Source organism: Bradyrhizobium sp. PMVTL-01 (assembly GCF_051861855.1).
In the GTDB taxonomy this organism is placed as follows: domain Bacteria; phylum Pseudomonadota; class Alphaproteobacteria; order Rhizobiales; family Xanthobacteraceae; genus Bradyrhizobium.
Map to the genome: position 1 here is coordinate 717,527 of NZ_CP193982.1, position 17,483 is coordinate 735,009.

General features: G+C 64.2%; 19 protein-coding genes. 10 read left to right on the plus strand and 9 right to left on the minus strand.

Translation table 11 applies throughout. From position 1 onward, the window contains the following. Window positions 1–121: 121 nt before the first annotated feature. The 3 genes from ACRQ5Q_RS03355 to ACRQ5Q_RS03365 form a co-directional block, all read right to left on the minus strand. Window positions 122–586 carry an HPr kinase/phosphorylase gene (locus ACRQ5Q_RS03355; protein ID WP_439396022.1) on the minus strand — a complete coding sequence of 155 codons (465 nt, stop codon included), beginning with the start codon at window positions 584–586 and terminating at the stop codon, window positions 122–124. Beyond that, complete coding sequence (locus ACRQ5Q_RS03360; protein WP_439396024.1) at window positions 583–2,382, minus strand: stimulus-sensing domain-containing protein; 1,800 nt, start codon at window positions 2,380–2,382, stop codon at window positions 583–585. Before ACRQ5Q_RS03360 ends, ACRQ5Q_RS03355 begins: the two co-directional genes overlap by 4 nt. Before the next feature lie 115 nt (window positions 2,383–2,497). Next, window positions 2,498–3,199 carry a response regulator transcription factor gene (locus tag ACRQ5Q_RS03365; RefSeq protein WP_008542552.1) on the minus strand — a complete coding sequence of 234 codons (702 nt, stop codon included), beginning with the start codon at window positions 3,197–3,199 and terminating at the stop codon, window positions 2,498–2,500. Window positions 3,200–3,441: 242 nt separating this feature from the next. Between ACRQ5Q_RS03365 and ACRQ5Q_RS03370 the strand changes: the two genes are divergently transcribed. The 7 genes from ACRQ5Q_RS03370 to ltrA all read left to right on the plus strand — a co-directional run bounded on the left by ACRQ5Q_RS03370 (window position 3,442) and on the right by ltrA (window position 9,265). After that, entirely contained in the window at window positions 3,442–4,191 is a 750-nt protein-coding gene (locus ACRQ5Q_RS03370) for a HugZ family protein (RefSeq protein WP_439396026.1), read from the plus strand. Between the two features lie 84 nt (window positions 4,192–4,275). Next, window positions 4,276–4,377, plus strand: coding sequence for a hypothetical protein (locus ACRQ5Q_RS03375; protein WP_439396028.1), 102 nt, complete (start codon window positions 4,276–4,278; stop codon window positions 4,375–4,377). Between the two features lie 14 nt (window positions 4,378–4,391). Beyond that, window positions 4,392–4,586, plus strand: a complete 195-nt coding sequence (locus ACRQ5Q_RS03380; protein WP_439399969.1) for a tetratricopeptide repeat protein — start codon at window positions 4,392–4,394, stop codon at window positions 4,584–4,586. A gap of 48 nt (window positions 4,587–4,634) precedes the next feature. Next, the gene (locus ACRQ5Q_RS03385) at window positions 4,635–4,997 is read left to right on the plus strand and encodes a tetratricopeptide repeat protein (protein ID WP_439399970.1); all 363 of its coding nucleotides are present in this window, start codon (window positions 4,635–4,637) and stop codon (window positions 4,995–4,997) included. Then, window positions 4,931–5,221: a CHAT domain-containing protein gene (locus tag ACRQ5Q_RS03390; protein ID WP_439399971.1), complete on the plus strand. Its 291-nt coding sequence runs from the start codon at window positions 4,931–4,933 to the stop codon at window positions 5,219–5,221. The genes ACRQ5Q_RS03385 and ACRQ5Q_RS03390 overlap by 67 nt, the downstream gene beginning before the upstream one ends. Before the next feature lie 403 nt (window positions 5,222–5,624). Beyond that, on the plus strand, window positions 5,625–7,241 hold the full coding sequence (locus ACRQ5Q_RS03395; protein WP_439396030.1) for a phosphoenolpyruvate carboxykinase: 1,617 nt from the start codon (window positions 5,625–5,627) through the stop codon (window positions 7,239–7,241). A 644-nt stretch (window positions 7,242–7,885) separates the two neighbouring features. Beyond that, a complete protein-coding gene (gene ltrA, locus ACRQ5Q_RS03400; RefSeq protein ID WP_439368145.1) occupies window positions 7,886–9,265 on the plus strand; it encodes a group II intron reverse transcriptase/maturase in 1,380 nt (459 codons plus the stop codon). 51 nt (window positions 9,266–9,316) lie between these two features. Here ltrA and ACRQ5Q_RS03405 read toward each other — a convergent pair whose 3' ends face one another. Both ACRQ5Q_RS03405 and ACRQ5Q_RS03410 read right to left on the minus strand, forming a co-directional pair. Then, the gene (locus ACRQ5Q_RS03405; RefSeq protein ID WP_439396032.1) at window positions 9,317–10,132 is read right to left on the minus strand and encodes an acyl-CoA thioesterase; all 816 of its coding nucleotides are present in this window, start codon (window positions 10,130–10,132) and stop codon (window positions 9,317–9,319) included. Window positions 10,133–10,357: 225 nt separating this feature from the next. Next, window positions 10,358–12,874 (minus strand): glycogen/starch/alpha-glucan phosphorylase, encoded by a 2,517-nt coding sequence (locus ACRQ5Q_RS03410; protein WP_439396033.1) that lies wholly within the window; start codon window positions 12,872–12,874, stop codon window positions 10,358–10,360. Window positions 12,875–13,077: 203 nt separating this feature from the next. Here ACRQ5Q_RS03410 and ACRQ5Q_RS03415 point away from each other — a divergent pair, with 203 nt between their 5' ends. After that, window positions 13,078–13,311: a hypothetical protein gene (locus ACRQ5Q_RS03415; RefSeq protein ID WP_439372756.1), complete on the plus strand. Its 234-nt coding sequence runs from the start codon at window positions 13,078–13,080 to the stop codon at window positions 13,309–13,311. 50 nt (window positions 13,312–13,361) lie between these two features. On the opposite strand, the gene ACRQ5Q_RS03420 is transcribed toward ACRQ5Q_RS03415, so the two are convergent. Then, on the minus strand, window positions 13,362–13,517 hold the full coding sequence (locus tag ACRQ5Q_RS03420) for an RNA polymerase sigma factor region1.1 domain-containing protein (RefSeq protein WP_439372757.1): 156 nt from the start codon (window positions 13,515–13,517) through the stop codon (window positions 13,362–13,364). Window positions 13,518–13,695: 178 nt separating this feature from the next. Between ACRQ5Q_RS03420 and ACRQ5Q_RS03425 the strand changes: the two genes are divergently transcribed. Continuing rightward, window positions 13,696–14,127, plus strand: coding sequence for a hypothetical protein (locus ACRQ5Q_RS03425; protein ID WP_439372758.1), 432 nt, complete (start codon window positions 13,696–13,698; stop codon window positions 14,125–14,127). Between the two features lie 88 nt (window positions 14,128–14,215). Here ACRQ5Q_RS03425 and ACRQ5Q_RS03430 read toward each other — a convergent pair whose 3' ends face one another. Together ACRQ5Q_RS03430 and pyrE are read right to left on the minus strand one after the other, a co-directional pair. Beyond that, window positions 14,216–14,986 carry a DUF2865 domain-containing protein gene (locus ACRQ5Q_RS03430; RefSeq protein WP_439399972.1) on the minus strand — a complete coding sequence of 257 codons (771 nt, stop codon included), beginning with the start codon at window positions 14,984–14,986 and terminating at the stop codon, window positions 14,216–14,218. A 247-nt stretch (window positions 14,987–15,233) separates the two neighbouring features. Further along, on the minus strand, window positions 15,234–15,797 hold the full coding sequence (gene pyrE, locus ACRQ5Q_RS03435) for an orotate phosphoribosyltransferase (RefSeq protein ID WP_439372760.1): 564 nt from the start codon (window positions 15,795–15,797) through the stop codon (window positions 15,234–15,236). Between the two features lie 203 nt (window positions 15,798–16,000). Here pyrE and ACRQ5Q_RS03440 point away from each other — a divergent pair, with 203 nt between their 5' ends. Next, the gene (locus tag ACRQ5Q_RS03440) at window positions 16,001–16,627 is read left to right on the plus strand and encodes a glutathione S-transferase family protein (RefSeq protein WP_439372761.1); all 627 of its coding nucleotides are present in this window, start codon (window positions 16,001–16,003) and stop codon (window positions 16,625–16,627) included. A 170-nt stretch (window positions 16,628–16,797) separates the two neighbouring features. Here ACRQ5Q_RS03440 and ACRQ5Q_RS03445 read toward each other — a convergent pair whose 3' ends face one another. Continuing rightward, window positions 16,798–17,433 carry a LysE family translocator gene (locus ACRQ5Q_RS03445; RefSeq protein ID WP_439396035.1) on the minus strand — a complete coding sequence of 212 codons (636 nt, stop codon included), beginning with the start codon at window positions 17,431–17,433 and terminating at the stop codon, window positions 16,798–16,800. Window positions 17,434–17,483: the final 50 nt, after the last annotated feature.

A 17,483-nucleotide genomic window follows, 5' to 3' on the forward strand; every position in this document is an offset into this window, starting at 1 on the left:
GTATCTCCCTGAATCTAGACGGATGGATGAGGGGAGCTGCGCCGGTCTACTCGGTCGCGATAGTGGGCTCCATATGGTTACCATTTCCCTTCAAACAATCGCCTGAGGACTTAGCAGAAGGTTAACTTTTGGTAGTGGTCAAGGCCGCGACAACCAAAGAGAGCGGCCAATAGTCGCGGCTGGCCGGGATTCGCGGTATTTCCACACCGAAAATGCTCGTTTTCAGAGCTTCTGCCGCAGGCAGCCGTTCCGCGTCTTCCGCATCCAGATCGACCACGAGGCCGACGGTCGCATGCTCCACGAAGTCGCAGCGGCGGATTCCGAGGCCTCGGATCTCGATCAGGCCGGCCAGCGAAGCAGCGGGGCGGACCTCAATTTCGTTGCCGACTGTCGCCAGATGGACACGGTCATCACCGACCAGAACGGCCGCTTCGAGCACGCCTGACCGCCCCGCGATGATCAAATCAAAGGCAAGGCGCGATTTGCCGGAGCCCGAGGGACCGCGGATCAGCACTGCGGTCTGTCCGACCTTGACGGCGGAGGCGTGCACGCTGGGGCCGCCCTCGTTCAAGCTGCCTTGGCTCATAGCGCCGGCAGCCTCACCACGAAGCGCGCACCGGCAATCGTCGGCACGCCGTCCTCGTCCGCAGGGCCTGCGCGATTCTCCGCCCAGATACGTCCGCCATGGGCGTCGACGATCTGCTTGGAGATCGCGAGCCCGAGGCCGGAGTTCTGGCCAAAGCCCTGGTGCGGACGATCGGTGTAGAAGCGCTCGAAGATGCGCTCGAGCGCTTCGTCGCGGATGCCGGGGCCGTCATCGTCGACCACGATCTCGATCTCTGTGCGAATGCGGCGGCAGGTGAGGCGCACCTTGCTGCCGGCTTCAGAGAAGGACTGCGCGTTGGAGAGCAGGTTGGAGACCACCTGTCCCAGTCGCGAGTCGTGGCCGGTCACCGCGAACGTGTCGGTCGGCCCGCGGCCTTCGAAGCGTGCCTCGACCGCGACGTCGTGGCCGAGCTTGGTTTCGTTGGCGACGGAGATCAGCGTGCCGAGCAGGCGCCTGAGGTCGACGGCGATCGCATCCTGCCGCTGCAACTCGGCATCGAGGCGGCTGGCGTCGGAGATGTCGGAGATCAGTCGGTCGAGCCGCTTGACGTCGTGCTCGATCACCTCGAGCAGGCGCGCGCGGCTGTTCTCGTTGCGCGCCAGCGGCAGCGTCTCGACCGCGGAGCGCAGCGAGGTCAGCGGGTTCTTCAGTTCATGCGCGACGTCGGCGGCGAACATCTCGATCGCCTCGATGCGGCTGTATAGCGCGTTGGTCATGTCGCGCAACGCGCCCGAGAGATGGCCGATCTCGTCGCGGCGGCGGGTGAAGTCGGGAATCTCGACGCGGGTCTTGATGCGGCGGCGGACGCGCTCGGCGCTGTCGGCCAGCCGGCGCACGGGACCGGCGATCGTGCTGGCGAGCAGCAGCGACAGCATGATCATGACCGCGGCCGCGACGCCGCCGACCTTCAGGATGGCGAGGCGCTCGGCGGTGACCATCTGGTCGATGTCGTCGCCCTGGGTGGACAGCATCAGCGCGCCGTGGATGGCGCGCGAGCGCAGCACCGGCACGGCCACCGAGACGATCACCTCGCCACGCGCATTGACCCGCACCATCGAGCGCTTCTGGCCCCGCAGTGCATCGCCCACTTCCGCATAGCCATTGCCGTTCTCGGGTCCGAGCTCGCGATAGAGCGGCAGGTCGCCGCGGTTCAGCCAGGTGCGCACCGCGACCATGCCGCGCTCGACCACACCGGGCTTCTCGGCGGAAAGCGGCGGCAGCGGGAAGCGCAGCACGTTTTCGAGGTTGCGGCTGTCGAGCAGCAGGCTGCCGTTCGGATCGTAGATGCGGGCGCGCGTCTTGGTCGGCGAGATCAGCGTGCGCAGCACCGGCGCGACGCGCTCCGGATTGATCGGGAAATCCAGCGGCGAATAGTCGTCCGAGGCGCCATAGGTCTCCCCTGGCTTGAGGTCGAGCAGCCGGTCGGGATCGATGGTGATGGCGTTGGTCTGCACGGTCGCGGAGGCCGCAATGGCGCCGGCGATGATCTCGGCCTGCACCAGGAGGCTCTGCGCGCGCGCGTCGATCAGGCCGGCGCGGAATTGCGACAGATAGAGGATGCTGGCCACCAGCGCGACGAGGCCGGCGAGGTTGAGCGAGACGATGCGGCGGGTCAGGCTCGAGAAGGACAGCGCGAAGAAGAACTGGCCGGCGCGCTTGAGCCAGTTCAGCGGCCGCCAACCCTGCGGCTTGTCTTCGACGGCGTGCTCCGGAGCGCCGTCGGATGCGATATCCCCGGCGCTCTGGTTCGTGTCAGGCTGCGTTCGGTCCAGCAATGCTTATGCCCGCGTTAGGACAGCTCGTGGCAATGGCCCCCCCTAGAGCCATCCCCGTCGCGATGGAACGAGGACCGGCGATGCTCTCAGCCCTTCGTGAAGGCGCCTGCCGCCCTCAGGCTTCCTTGAAACGGTAGCCGACGCCGTAAAGCGTCTCTATCATCTCGAACTCGTTGTCGACCACCTTGAACTTCTTGCGCAGCCGCTTGATGTGGCTGTCGATGGTGCGGTCGTCGACATAGACCTGATCGTCATAGGCGGCGTCCATCAGCGCATTGCGGCTCTTCACCACGCCGGGCCGGGTCGCGAGTGCCTGCAGGATCAGGAATTCGGTGACGGTCAGCGTCACCGGCTCGTTCTTCCAGGTGCAGGTATGCCGCTCCGGATCCATGCGCAGCAGGCCACGGTCGAGCGCCTTGGCGTCGTTCTCCTTCGGCGCGACGGTCGGGTCCTTCGGCGCCGAGCGGCGCAGCACGGCCTTGACGCGCTCGACCAGCAGGCGCTGCGAGAACGGTTTGCGGATGAAGTCGTCGGCGCCCATCTTGAGGCCGAACAGCTCGTCGATCTCTTCGTCCTTGGAGGTGAGGAAGATCACCGGCAGGTCGGACTTCTGGCGCAGGCGGCGCAGCGTCTCCATGCCGTCCATCCGCGGCATCTTGATGTCGAGGATGGCGAGATCGGGCTGGGTGGTGCGGAAACCGTCAAGCGCGGAAGCGCCGTCGGTGTAGGTCATGATGCGGTAGCCTTCGGCTTCCAGCGCGATCGAGACGGATGTGAGAATGTTGCGGTCGTCGTCGACCAAAGCGATTGTGGGCATGAGCCTCTGCTTTCTGCTTTCCGTTTGGGTCGTGGCTTGAAAACGGCGAGCAATCAGTGATGCGCCGCATACATGGGTGCCGAAGATGGCGTTCGAAACCTTGTCACCGAGCAATGCAAGCTGGGCTGAAGTGTGACCAAGTTCCACGAAACACGGCAGATTCGCCGCATCTCGACCCATAACCGGATCCCCGTTTAGCCGAAAAAAGACCCTCCTTGCAACCACCTGAGCCGAGAAAGCCCATGCAACCGACCCCGGATTTCGACCCCGCAAAACTCGCCAAATCGCTGCTGAGGCGGTCGCGGCAGGGTGCTCTTGCAACGTTGATGGTGGGCTCCGGCGATCCCTATTGTTCCCTGGTCAATCTGGCGAGCCATCCGGATGGCTCGCCCATCCTGCTGATCTCGGGGCTCGCCGTGCACACCAGGAACATCTTCGCCGATCCCAGGGTGTCCCTGATGCTGGACGAGCGTGTGGCCGGCGATCCCCTGGAGGGGGCCCGAATCATGCTGTCCGGGCGGGCGGAACCGGCCGGGGACGAGAAGCAATTGCTCCAACGGCGGTATTTGGCTGCCCATCCGTCGGCGGAAGCCTTTGTTTCGTTTAAGGACTTTTCGTTCTACCGGATTCGTCCCACAGGCACCCATCTGGTCGCCGGATTCGGCCGGATCGTCGACCTCAAGCCCGAGCAATTCCTCACCGACCTCAGCGGCGCCGAGGACCTGCTGGCGGCCGAGGAGGGCGCCGTGGAACACATGAATGCCGACCACCGCGAGGCCATGAACCTCTATGCGACCAGGCTGCTCGGCGCGCCCGCCGGCGACTGGCGCTGCACCGGCTGCGACCCCGAGGGTCTCGACATGCAGGACGGCCAGACCGCGCTGCGGCTAGACTTCCCGGAGCGGGTCACCGACGGCACGGCACTGCGCAAGATGCTGGTCCGCCTTGCTGGCGACGCGCGCAAGAGGATGGACCAGAGCGAAAGCCTTTGAACGCTGCCGCTCGTCGCCGCGACCCAAGACCGTCATGGTTTTCGGGCTCGCAGCGAGAGGGCCGCGCTCAACAATCTCGGTCAGGTGTATGCCGGCCAGGGCCGCGACGATCTGGCCGAGCCCGTCTACAAGCGCGCCATTGTGTTGATGGAGAAGGCGCTCGGCCTCCACACCGCCTCGAGCTGAGTAATCTCGCCGCGCTGTATCAGCGGCAGGGCCGCTTCACCGAAGCCGAACCGCTGTTCAAGCGCGCGGTGGCCGTCAGTGAAAAGAGCCTGTCGCGCGAGCATCCCGATGTCGGCCGCGCCCTCAGCAATCTCGCCACGCTCTACGTGAAGCAGGAGCACTTTGCCGAGGCCGAGCCGCTGTTCCAGCGTGCGCTCGCGATCTATTAGAGGACCGCGGGTCCCGAGCATCCCGCGGTCGCCACCGTCCTCAACAACATCGGCCAGGTCGACCGTGACCTCAATCGCGATGCGGAAGCCGAGGCGCCGATCAAGCGCTCGCTCGCGATCCGCGAGCGTGCGCTCGGGCCGAACCATCCGGACACTCTGAGTTCGACCGGCAATCTCGCTTATTTCCTCCACGTCTCCGGCCGCACTGCCGATGCCCTGCCGTTGCCGGAACGAACGCTTGCCGGCGATCGCGCGCAATTGCGTACCGTGCTGCCGATCCTGTTCTCCGCGCGGCAGCAGCATCTCGCGCGACCCACGGCCTCGTTGCCGGCGACGTCAAGGGACTGGGCGAGCCATCGCTTGCGCTCTCCATTCCCGATCAGCCCACCGACATCGACGACGGTCTGTTGACCGCAAGCGAAGTCGCGCAGCTCAAGCTCAATGCGGATTGGGTTGTGCTGGCGCCCTGCAACACCATCGCCGGCGACAAGCCCGGCGCAGCGGCGTTGTCCGGATTGGCGCGCTCGTTCTTCTATGCCGGCGCGCGCGCTGCTGGTCTCGCATTGGGCAGTGGATTCGGAAGCTGCCACCCGCTTGACCACGTCGACTTTCGCCTTGCTGAAAAACGAACCTAAAATCGTCGTGCCGAAGCCTTGCGCCGCGCCATGTTGACGTATGTTGACGACACCTCGTCACCGCGTATCGCCTATCCTGCGATGTGGGGCCGTTCGCGCTGATCGGCGAGGGTGAGGTAAGATAGAACGCCCCAACGGATTGTGCGTCGCAATAACCTGCGCCGAAACACAAATTTGGTTGCGCGATCATTTGCGATTTTTTGGTGCGCCTGCTCAGAGCAGACATGCGCGACGTTTGGCGCGGTCCTTGAATAAACCAATTCCTGCTGGATCAGCTTGGCAACGCCAGCGTTCATCAGTATTAGGTCGTCCAGCCGAGGCTGGATGGCCTGCTATTCACGGTGACCGCGATGGTGCCAAACTTGGTCGCGCTGGGTGTCGCGGGTTCTAGGAGGATTTTTTCGTGCAAGAGACGGGCGTGCGCAACGGTGCCTTCGGCGCCGACAAATTCGGTTTAAAGAAGCTCGAGCAGGTTCACTGGAATTTGGGTGCGCCGCAACTCTATCAATACTCGCTCTCCGCGGGCGAGGCGGTGCTGTCCGCTGACGGCGCACTCTGCGCCGACACGGGCGAGTTCACGGGCCGCAGCCCCAAGGACAAGTTCACGGTGCGCGACGCCACCACCGACAAGAAGATGTGGTGGGCCGGTAACCAGTCGATCACCGCGGAGCAGTTCGAGGCGCTGTACCAGGACTTCCTCAAGCACGCCGAAGGCAAGACCCTGTTCGCGCAGGACCTCTACGGGGGCGCCGATCCGGCCTACCGGATCAAGACGCGCGTTTTCACCGAGCTCGCCTGGCACTCGCTGTTCATCCGCACGCTCCTGATCCGTCCCGAGGCGGTCGAGCTGCCGAGCTTCACGCCGGAGCTCACCATCATCGACATGCCGAGCTTCCGCGCCGATCCGAAGCGCCACGGCTGCAAGTCCGAGAACGTCGTCGCGATCGACTTCGCCCGCAAGATCGTGCTGATCGGCGGCTCCTACTATGCCGGCGAGATGAAGAAGTCGGTCTTCACCACGCTGAACTACTATCTGCCCGAGCGCGGCGTGATGCCGATGCACTGCTCGGCCAATGTCGGCGCAGCCGGCGACACCGCGATCTTCTTCGGCCTCTCCGGCACCGGCAAGACCACGCTGTCTGCCGATCCGAACCGCACGCTGATCGGCGACGACGAGCACGGTTGGGGTCCGAACGGCGTCTTCAACTTCGAAGGCGGCTGCTATGCCAAGTGCATCAAGCTGTCGAAGGAAGCCGAGCCCGAGATCTACGCGGCCTCGACCCGCTTCGGCGCGGTGCTCGAGAACTGCGTGCTCGACGAGCATACCCGGGTCGTCGACTTCGATGACGGCTCCAAGACCGAGAACACGCGTTCGGCGTATCCGCTCGAGTTCATCCCCAACGCCTCGCGCACCGGCCGCGCGCCGCAGCCGAAGAACGTGGTGATGCTGGCCGCCGACGCCTTCGGCGTGCTGCCGCCGATCGCCAAGCTCTCGCCGGCGCAGGCGATGTACCACTTCCTGTCCGGCTACACCGCCAAGGTCGCCGGCACCGAGCGCGGGCTCGGCAACGAGCCGCAGCCGGAATTCTCGACCTGCTTCGGCTCGCCCTTCCTGCCGCTCGACCCATCCGTCTACGGCAACATGCTGCGCGACCTCATCGCCCAGCACAATGTCGATTGCTGGCTGGTCAACACCGGCTGGACCGGCGGCAAGTACGGCACAGGTTCCCGTATGCCGATCAAGGTGACCCGCGCGCTGCTCACGGCCGCACTCGACGGCTCGCTTCGCAACGTCGAATTCCGCACCGACAAGTATTTCGGCTTTGCGGTCCCGACCGCGCTGCCGGGCGTGCCGACCGAGATCCTCAACCCGGTCAACACCTGGAAGGACAAGGACGAGTTCGACAAGACCGCCCGCGCACTGGTCGGCATGTTCCAGAAGAACTTCGCCAAGTTCGAAGCCCAGGTCGACGCCGAGGTCCGTGCGGCGGCTCCTGACGTGAAGATGGCGGCGGAGTAAGTTCGCAGCGTTTGAAATACGAAAGGGCGGCCGCAAGGCCGCCCTTTTTGTTTGTTGCACGATCTCTCCACTCGTCATTGCGAGCGCAGCGAAGCAATCCAGACGACCTCTGCGGGGGGATTCTGGATTGCTTGTGCGCCAGGCAAGCTGGCGTGGTCCAACCGGTGGAAGTCCGGTCCGGGTAAGCGGTAGCGAGCGCCCGGTAGTGAGTGTTGCGTGGCCGTCGGCAACGGCGGCTGCGAAGCGTACACAACGATGCTGTGGGGTGGGCTATTGAGCCGCGAAAGACAGAAACTCGCAGAGGCCGAGCCGGTAAGCAACGTCGAAGGCAACATGTGCGGCGCCGTTATGCGAGGCGCTGACGCTCTGCCGTGGTCGAAGACCCCATCACGCAGCAAAGGACCGCGTCGGAACCTGGGAGGTCCCGCATCTGACCGATGGCAACATGCCCCCAAGGTCCGCATCGGGAAGGCGAGGAGCCAAAGCCGATGACGAACGGATGCGGGAAGTCGGACGCGGCCGTAGTAGCGTCGAAGCCTGCGAACGAAGCGGAGCGATCCGCGGAGGAGTTGGTGGAGCGAAGGGCCGCGACCAAGGGGAATGCGGACCAGCAAAGCACGCCCCGGACGCCGAGCCGGACAAGCGTGACACAGGCGTTGGAACGCATACGGCGAACTGCAAGGGAAAGGAAGAAGGAGAGGTTCACTGCGCTGCTTCACCACATCACGCCTGAACTGCTCGAGGCGGAGTTCTTCGCGCTGAAGAAGCATGCCGCGCCGGGTGTGGACGGAATGATGTGGCGGGACTACGAGCAAGACCTCAAGGCCAATCTTGAGGACCTGCATGCTCGTGTTCACCGGGGAGCGTACCGGCCGCAGCCGTCGCGGCGGGTCCATATCCCGAAGCAGGATGGGCGGCAGCGACCGCTGGCGATTGCGTCCCTCGAGGACAAGATCGTTCAGCGGGCAACCGCTACGGTGCTCAACGCGATCTACGAGGAGGACTTCCTCGGGTTCTCGTATGGGTTCCGGCCCGGGCGCAGCGCGCACGATGCGATGGATGCGCTGCTGGTCGGAATCGAGAGCCGGCGGGTGAACTTCATTGTTGACGCCGATATCCGCTCGTTCTTCGACATGGTGGACCAGGAATGGCTCATCCGCTTCGTCGAACATCGGACCGGCGACCAGCGTATCATCCGTCTGATCCGCAAATGGCTCAAGGCGGGTGTTCTCGAAGAAGGAACGGTCAGGGTCAGCGAACAGGGGACGGCACAAGGGGCGGTGATCTCGCCGCTGCTTGCCAACATCTACCTGCACTATGCCCTCGATCTGTGGGCCGAACGCTTCAGACGGCGCGAGGCCGCGGGTGACATGATCATCGTGCGCTACGCTGACGACTTCATCGTCGGCTTCGAGCATGAGAATGAGGCCCGGCACTTCCTCGAAGAATTGCGCAAACGGCTGCAGGAGTTCGCGCTGTCACTGCACCCTGAGAAAACCCGGCTGATCGAGTTCGGACGTCATGCGGAGGACAACCGCAGGCGGCGCGGGCTCGGCAAGCCGGAGACCTTCAACTTCCTCGGCTTCACCTTCATCTGCAGCCGATCCAAGCAAGGCAAGTTCCAGATCAGGCGCAAGTCTCGCAAAGACCGCATGCGGGCGAAACTGCAAGCCGTGAAGCAGGGAATGCGACGGCGTATGCACCAGTCGGTGCTCGAACAGGGCAAATGGCTGCGGCAGGTCGTTACCGGGTACTTCAACTACCACGCGGTACCGACCAACAGCCGAGCGCTCAGCGCCTTCCGCTACTTCGTCACCGAACAATGGAGGCGGATGCTTCGGCGCCGCAGCCAGATTGACGGGACCACGTGGCAGCGGGTCGCGCGGCTTGCCTCCGACTTGCTCCCCAAGCCACAAATCCTCCATCCTTGGCCCCGAACACGCTTCACCGCTACTCACCCGAGGTGGGAGCCGTATGCGGGAAAGCCGCACGTACGGATCTGTGCGGGGGGCGCCCAGCAATGAGCGTCCCTACCGCGACCGTCGCTACGCTCCTCGCAATGACGTGGAAGCAGCTCAGGCCTTGAAATACGCGATCTGCGTGGTCGTGGCGAGCAGCCGGCCGTTCGGCGACCACAGCTCGGCGTTCTGGTCGGCGTAGCTCTTGTGCATGACCTTCGAATCCACGGTCGCGAGCACGCGCGTGATGTCCTCGGCTGCGAGCTCTTCGCTGTCGGTGTGGAAGTAGGTGGTCAGCGACACCGTGCCGAACGGCACCAGCTCGCGCCGCGCGTGGAAGATACGGCCAAAGAAGGCATCCGACATAGACATCAGCGACAGCATGTCGAGCTGGCGCGGTGTGCGGTCGCTGATCCAGATCTTCGAGTAGGTGCTGGCGGGCTCGGCCTGCGGCGGGCCGATGCGCATCTCGCCCTCGACGAAACGGAATTCATACTGGTTGGCCCAGGGCGCCGAGATCTTCGGGAACGGCAGCGTCTGTTCGAACGGTTTTGCGTCCGGGGCCTTCGCTACCCTGTGCTCCCAGGACGGCCGGCGCTCGGCGAACACCGCGGTGGCGAGCGTTGCGACCTCGCCGCCGCCTTGCGACAGTTCGACGCTCCAGTGTTGGCTGGAGCGGTTGGCCTTCACCAGGCGCACGTCGAGATCGAACGGGCCTTTCGCGATCGGCGCGCAGTAATTGACGGTGAGCGCCAGCGGATCGCCGGCGCGTTCGGGATGGTCGATCAGCGCGCGCAGGATGGTTGCGGCCGTGGCGCCGCCGAACGGGCCGACAAAGGCCCAGTAATCGTCGCTGGTATGCCCCTGCCAGCTGCTGTCACCCGGGGTGATGCGGGTCGCGTCGTCGAACGGGTGCGGGAGCTTGGCGTGCATTGTTGGTCCTCGATGCCTCCCCAGCCGTCATTGTGAGCGCAGTGAAGCATCCAGACTGTCTCTGCGAAGGGACTCCGGATTGCGTCGCTGCGCTCGCAATGACGGTGTCTGAGGTCGTGGCGTCTGTCTCACAGGCGCCGGCTGGGAATGATGGTAATCATATCATCATCCCCACCCAGCAAATCAATAACCTCGCAGGTAACGCCGATTTCACGCCGCGGAAAATCAGCCCGCGACGTCGCGCAAATTCGGCAGCAACGGGGTGGTCGGATTGACCGGCACGTTCCAGATCTCCTCGGCATATTCGCGGATGGTGCGGTCGGAGGAGAACCACGCCATGCGCGCGACATTGAGGATGGAAGCGCGCGTCCAGGCCGGCGCGACCTGCCAGCGCGCGTCCACCGCGCGCTGCGCCTCGTAGTAGGAATCGAAATCGGCGCTGACCATGTAATGGTCGAGATAGCGCAGCGCATGGGCGATGGATTCGAAGCGGCCCGGATCGCCGGGCGAGAACTCGCCGGCGGCGATCGCATTGATGGCGCGCTGCAGTTTCGGCGACTTGCGGACCACGTCGGAAGCATCCAGACCCTGCTTGCGGCGGATCATCACGTCGCCGGCTTCCATGCCGAAGATCGCGATGTTTTCGGCCCCGACATGGTCGCGAATCTCGATGTTGGCGCCATCGAGCGTGCCGATGGTGATGGCGCCGTTGAGCGCCAGCTTCATGTTGCCCGTGCCGGAGGCCTCCATGCCGGCGGTCGAGATCTGCTCGGAGAGATCCGCCGCAGGAATGATCACTTCCGCAAGGCTGACATTGTAGTCGGGCAGGAAGGCGACCTTCAGCTTGCCGCCGATCGCGGGATCGTTGTTGACGACTTCCGCGACGTCGTTGATCAGCTTGATGATCAATTTCGCGTAGCGATAGCTCGCCGCCGCCTTGCCGGCGAAGATCTTCACTCGCGGCACCCAATTGCCGTTGGGCTCGTCCTTGATCGACTGGTAGAGCGCGACCGTCTCGATGACGTTGAGGAGCTGGCGCTTGTATTCGTGGATGCGCTTGATCTGCACGTCGAACAGCGCGCTCGGGTCGACCTTGATGCCGAGCCGCTCGCCGATCAGGCGCGCCAGTGCCGCCTTGTTGTGAAGCTTGACGCTGCGGAATTTCTTCTGGAATTCGACGTCGCTGGCGCGGGTCTCGATCAGGCTGAGCTGAGTGGGGTCGTCGAGCACGGCCTCGCCGCAGGTGTCGCGCAAAAGGTCGGTCAGCTTCGGGTTCGCCAGCATCAGCCAGCGGCGGAAGGTGATGCCGTTGGTCTTGTTGGTGATGCGGCCGGGATAGAGATGGTTGAGGTCGTGGAACACGGTCTCGCGCATCAGGTCCGAATGCATCGCCGAGACGCCGTTGATGCGATGCGAGCCGACGAAGGCGAGCTGGCCCATGCGGACGCGGCGGCCGCTCTTCTCGTCGATCAGCGAGACCGAGGCGCGGAAGTCGATGTCGCCGGGCGCGCGCGCTTCGGCCAGCGCCAGATGCTGCACGTTGATGCGGTAGATGATCTCGAGATGGCGCGGCAGCAGGCGCTCGAACAGCTCGACCGGCCAGGTCTCGAGCGCCTCCGGCAGCAGCGTATGGTTGGTGTAGGAGAGCGTCGCGACCGTGATCTTCCAGGCCTCGTCCCAGCGGAAATTGTGGAGGTCGACGAGGATCCGCATCAGCTCGGTGACGGCAAGCGACGGATGCGTGTCGTTGAGCTGCACCGCGACCTTCATCGCGAGGCTGCGCAGCTGGCCGTCGGAGGTGAGGTGACGCTTGACGAGGTCCTGGAGCGACGCCGAAACGAAGAAATATTCCTGACGCAGGCGCAGCTCGCGGCCCGCCGGGCTCTCGTCGTTCGGATAGAGGAATTTGCAGATTGCTTCGGCGCGCGCCTGCTCGGACGAGGCGCTGACATAGTCGCCGGAGTTGAAGACGTCGAGCTTCAAGGGATCGGGCGAGCGCGCCGACCACAGCCGCAGCGCATTGACGTGCTGGCCGCGCCAACCGACGATCGGCGTGTCATAGGCAATCGCCTGCACCGTCTCGCCGGGATGCCAGATCGCGCGGTCGCGGCCCTTGTCGTCGACATGCTCGACGCCGCCGCCGAAATGGACGTGATAGATTACTTCGGGCCGCTGCAATTCCCAGGGATTGCCGAAGCTCAGCCATTCATCGGGATATTCCTGCTGCCAGCCCTGATTGATGATCTGGCGGAACAGACCGTAATCATAGCGGATGCCGTAGCCGATCGCGGGGATCGACAGCGTCGCCATGCTTTCCATGAAGCAGGCGGCAAGCCGCCCCAAGCCGCCATTGCCGAGCGCGGCGTCCGGCTCGCATTTGCGCAGCTCCGGCAGCGACACGCCGAGATCGCCGAGCGCGACCTCGAAGATCTTCAACAGGCCCATGTTGTTCAGCGCATCGGTGAACAGGCGGCCGATCAGGAATTCGAGCGAGAGATAATAGACGCGCTTGCGCCCGGCGTCGTAGCTGCGCTTCTCGGCGCTGAGCCAGCGATGCACGATGCGATCGCGCAGCGCGAGCGCGGCGGCCTGGTACCAGTCGTGCTTCGTTGCCATGCCGGCGTCCTTGCCGATGGCAAGGCGCAGCTTCGCCAGGATCGCGCCCTTGATCTCGGACAGCGCGAGCTCGTCGATGGGCTGGCCGGGGGCCGGAAAATTTGGCTGGAACGATTGATCTTGCAAGGCCGTCACTTCCTGGTCGAAACAACACCACTGAACCTACGCGTTCTGCCCCTGCACCGGAACCATCGCTGGCGCGGCCGTGCACTGCGCTGGCGTAAATTTATGCAAGGAATGGGCCGTTTGGGAACCCGGAGGAGCACGGAAAGACGCGGATTTCCTGCTAGAATGCCCGGCAATTCAGCCATCGGTGTGGAGGAGACGCCATGCGACTGTTGATCGAAATCGCCGCCGCCACCTTCCTCGTCGTCTGCATCACCGCCTCCAGCGCGGCATTCGCCGCCGGCAAGATCGGCCGCAGCGCCGACGGCCTCAGCTGCGGCTTTGCCATCCCGCCAGATGCCTCACCCGCCTCCCGCTGCGCCGCCATCAAGCGCCAATGCGGCGGCAAGTTTTATGCGAATGCGTGCGGGGACAGGCTCGTGTCGGCGGCGAATTGAAGCTGTTAACGCGAAGCGCAGCTGCTTGCGCATCGTCGTTCGGGTGAAACTTATGGTAGGCCACTTTCGACGAGATTTATTCCGGCGTCACTCAACGCCTGCATGACCGCTTCGATGTCTTCAGGGTTGATGGTCGCCGATGGCAACAAATCGTTCACCCGATCGAACGTAATGACGCCCGTTGGGCGACATGGTTCGCGTGCCATTCGGATCCCATCGTGCCGGTTCACGTGAAAAGTCTCTACCCAATGCGAAGAGGCGCGATCGTTACGGTCAGTGATCTGGAACAAATTAAGAACACTTTAGCAAGTCTCTGATATATCATTGTGATTCGGCGCGTTGCCGACACAATATCTAGCGTTTGCCCGACTTCGCGAGGACTACATGTCCACCATTGCCTTCGACCAGTTTGCCCTCACCCGAATCGCCGATTTCGCGCGCTCGCTGTCGCGGCTGCATCAGGCGGCGCGGCGGCAGAGGATCGATGATGACCAGTTCGATCGCGAGTTCAATGCGGTGTGCCAGTCGATCTGGGGCTACACCATCGACGACATCAGCGACGATCTGTTCTCGACGGAGGATCATCTGTTTCTCGACACGCTGGACGAAGCGCATGCACGCATCTTCGCAGCCGAGCAGGGTTATGACCTCATAGGCGAGACGGGCATGCTCACCGACTGGTGGGGCTTCTGCTGGATGATCCTGGCCGAGAAGCGCGGTTTGCTCACGGCAGAAAACCGAGCTGCCGCGCGCGCGGCGATCGAGGAGAAATATCTGGCGGCGCCAAACGTGATCGGGGTGATCATCGGGAGGTGACGCGACAATCTCCGTCATTGCGAGCGAAGCGAAGCAATCCGGAATCTTGCTTCTTGCGCTCGCAATGACCGTTTGGGGAGAGTTGGGACTACTCCAGCCCCGCCCGCTTCGCCGGGTTCTGCGCCGTCGTCTTCGGCACCGTCACCTCGGGCAGCGTCTCGCGCACGATGTCGGCCGGGGCCGGCGCATCGGCCGACACCGTCTCCCCGCGCACCGGCGCCACCTTCATCTCGCCGAGGCGGGCGCGAACCTGCGCGGTGAGGCCGGGATAGGAGGCAACCGGGGTGAAGTCCGCAGCCTGGTCGTTGCCGACGCGGATGCCGGTATAGGCGACGAGGCCGTCGCTGGTCGCAATGACGTCGCCCGCCTTCAGCGAGGAGTCGAGCGCAAGATCGACCGGAGCAAGGCCGGCCGGCTCGCGGCCGTTGCAAGTGCAATCCGAACGCAGCGCCTTGCGATAGGCGAACGCGTTTTCGCTATCGGCGTAGCGCTCGCCGGTCTGGGAATAGGCGCCGTCGATGGAGGAGCCGAAATAGACCTTGGTCGCGCTGGCGGGACAGAATGCCTGACACATCTGCGCGGGCGAGGCGAGGCCGCGCATCAGCGGAAAATATTTGCCGTCACAGCTGCGCACGCAGAAGGCAGGTCCCGAACCGCCGGCCGCGGCCGAGCGTGTCGGCGGCACATATTGCGGGCTCGCATTTTGCTGGCCGGTGAAGGGGTCGTACGAGCTCGACTGCTGCGGCACTTCGCGCTGCGGCCGCTGCATGCCGCCGAACAGGAAGTCGAACAGGCCCTCGGCCGAAACCGGGGCAGGAGCCGCGAGCATCGGAGCTGCAAGCACGGCGGCCACAAGCATCGCGCGACGCCGCCGGCGCGCATGGGACATGATTGTACGCAATGCTTACTCCACCCGACGCTACTGAACCGGCTGGGACCATCAGGTCTCAGCACATGATTCACCATAAAGCGGGATGGTAAATGAGCAGTTGCGCGGAGGCGGTTTCAAGACGAGGCGGTGGCCTCTTTAAGGCCGGGCGCAGCTTCCGACGGATCGTTGCTTCCGGGGTACACCGAGGCATGGCGGCGAAGCAGGTCTCGACGCGTCAAGCTTTCAGGAACTCCGACGCCTTGTACAGCGCGCGGAACGGCAGGCCGGCCGCACCGAAGGTGTCGGTGGCGCCTTCCTCGCGGTCGACCATGGTCAGCACCAGCACCACATCGGCACCGCTCTCGCGCACGGATTCCACCGCCTTCATGGCCGACCCGCCGGTCGTCGTAACGTCCTCGACGATCACGACACGCTTGCCGGCCAGCGTCTCGCCCTTGGGCAGCCCCTCGATCGCGAGCTTGGCGCCGTGCTCTTTTGGCTTCTTGCGCACGAAGAAGGCGGCGATCGGATGGCCCTTGATCCAGGAGATCTGCGCCAGCGCGCCGGCGAGCGGCACGGCGCCCATCTCGAGCCCGCCGATGAAATCGAGCTGGTCGTCCTTCAGCGCCTCGTAGGTCAGCTCGGCGAGCAGGGTCGCCCCTTCGGGGTCGAGCATGGTCGGCTTCAGGTTGAAGTAGAAATCGCTCTTGCGGCCCGACGCGAGCGTCACCTCGCCACGGCCGAATGAGCGCCGGCGGATGATCTCGAACAGGCGGGCGCGGGAAGCGGATTTCGACACGGCGGTCCCTCGAACGGCGTTTTTGGAGGAGGCGGAATTTATCCGCGACGGCCGCGACATTCCAGTGGGAGCAGGCCCCGCAAAACCACCGTCAACAGGGCATCGCCCGCGGCGACGGGACAGCGACCATGTCCGACCGCTGGTTGAAAGGCTGCAATGTCCTGGGCTAGTGGGATGCCAGCAATGCGGGAAGGACCAGCCACATGACCATCGAGCTCCACACCTGGAATACCCCGAACGGCCGGAAAATCTCGGTCGCGCTGGAGGAAATGGGGCTGCCCTACAAGGTGATCCCGGTGAACATCAGCAAGGGCGAGCAGATGGCGCCGGAGTTCCTCAAGCTCTCGCCGAACAACAAGATTCCCGCGATCGTCGACCCCAAGGGTCCCGACGGCAAGCCTGTCGGCATCTTCGAGTCCGGCGCGATCCTGCTCTATCTCGGTGAAAAGACCGGCAAATTCCTGCCGAAATCGCTTGGCGGACGCATCCCGGTCTATGAATGGCTGATGTGGCAGATGGGCGGCTTCGGCCCGATGCCGGGCCAGGTGCATCATTTCATTGCACTCGAGAACGAGCAGGACCGCGCCTATGGCCTGAAGCGCTACATGGCCGAGACCCGCCGGCTCTACGGCGTACTCGACCGCCGGCTTGAGGGGCGCGACTTCGTTGCCGGCGACCTCTCGGTTGCCGATTTCGCCATTTTGGGCTGGGCCTGGCGCCACCCTCGCCACAAGGTTGAGCTGGCCGACTTCCCCAACGTCAAGCGTTGGTACGAGGCCCTGATGGCCCGGCCGGGAGTGAAGCGCGGCATGGAGGCGAAGCTGGATTGAGGTTTTTTTTCTCCCTCTCCCCGCTCTTACGGAACCTTACGAGGAGAGGGGTGGGGTGACGGGGCCTCTCTCCGCGGCTGAGATGGCCGCGAGACCTGTACCTCTCACCCGAATTCGATCTGCGATCGAATTCGACCTCTCCCCGCAAGCGGGGAGAGGTGAGGAGACCTTCACACCCTCTTCGCTTCCACCGCCATCCGCACTGCGAGTCCGGCCAGCACGGTGCCCATCAGCCAGCGCTGCACCAGCATCCAGCTCGGCCGGCTCGAAAGGAACAGCGCGATCGATCCCGCCGCAAGCGCGATCATCGCATTGACGCTGACGCTGATCGCGATCTGGATCGCGCCCAGCACCACCGACTGCGTCAGCACGCTGCCGGCGGCGGGGTCGATGAACTGCGGCAGCAGTGCCAGGTACAGCATCGCGATCTTCGGGTTGAGCAGATTGGTGACGAAGCCCATCGCGAACAATTTACGCGGGCTGTCGATCGCGAGCTTCCTGACCTGGAACGGCGAGCGTCCGCCCGGCTTCACCGCCTGCCAGGCGAGCCACAACAGATATCCGGCGCCGGCAAAGCGCAGCGCGTCATAGGCAAAGGGAATGGCGAGCAGCAGCGCCGTGATGCCGAATGCCGCGCACAGCATGTAGAACACGAAGCCCAGTCCCACGCCGCCGAGCGACACGATGCCCGCGGCCGGCCCCTGCGTGATCGAGCGCGAGATCAAATAGATCATGTTCGGCCCGGGCGTGAGCACCAGACCGAGGCAGACGAGGGCGAAGCCGAGCAGGGCGGAGGTGTGAGGCATGAGCGAACCCGTGCGGGAGATGCAGAGGTTCTAATATGCGATCGGCAGCG

What these genes read in the sequence shown, in the direction of transcription:
- ACRQ5Q_RS03425 (WP_439372758.1), top strand. Translation starts at nt 13,696, where the DNA reads ATGTCCACCATTGCCTTCGACCAGTTTGCCCTCACCCGAATCGCCGAT.
- ACRQ5Q_RS03355 (WP_439396022.1), bottom strand. Translation starts at nt 586, where the DNA reads ATGAGCCAAGGCAGCTTGAACGAGGGCGGCCCCAGCGTGCACGCCTCC.
- ACRQ5Q_RS03370 (WP_439396026.1), top strand. Translation starts at nt 3,442, where the DNA reads ATGCAACCGACCCCGGATTTCGACCCCGCAAAACTCGCCAAATCGCTG.
- ACRQ5Q_RS03415 (WP_439372756.1), top strand. Translation starts at nt 13,078, where the DNA reads ATGCGACTGTTGATCGAAATCGCCGCCGCCACCTTCCTCGTCGTCTGC.
- ACRQ5Q_RS03440 (WP_439372761.1), top strand. Translation starts at nt 16,001, where the DNA reads ATGACCATCGAGCTCCACACCTGGAATACCCCGAACGGCCGGAAAATC.
- ACRQ5Q_RS03365 (WP_008542552.1), bottom strand. Translation starts at nt 3,199, where the DNA reads ATGCCCACAATCGCTTTGGTCGACGACGACCGCAACATTCTCACATCC.
- ACRQ5Q_RS03445 (WP_439396035.1), bottom strand. Translation starts at nt 17,433, where the DNA reads ATGCCTCACACCTCCGCCCTGCTCGGCTTCGCCCTCGTCTGCCTCGGT.
- ACRQ5Q_RS03430 (WP_439399972.1), bottom strand. Translation starts at nt 14,986, where the DNA reads ATGCTTGTGGCCGCCGTGCTTGCAGCTCCGATGCTCGCGGCTCCTGCC.
- ACRQ5Q_RS03420 (WP_439372757.1), bottom strand. Translation starts at nt 13,517, where the DNA reads ATGGCACGCGAACCATGTCGCCCAACGGGCGTCATTACGTTCGATCGG.
- ACRQ5Q_RS03405 (WP_439396032.1), bottom strand. Translation starts at nt 10,132, where the DNA reads ATGCACGCCAAGCTCCCGCACCCGTTCGACGACGCGACCCGCATCACC.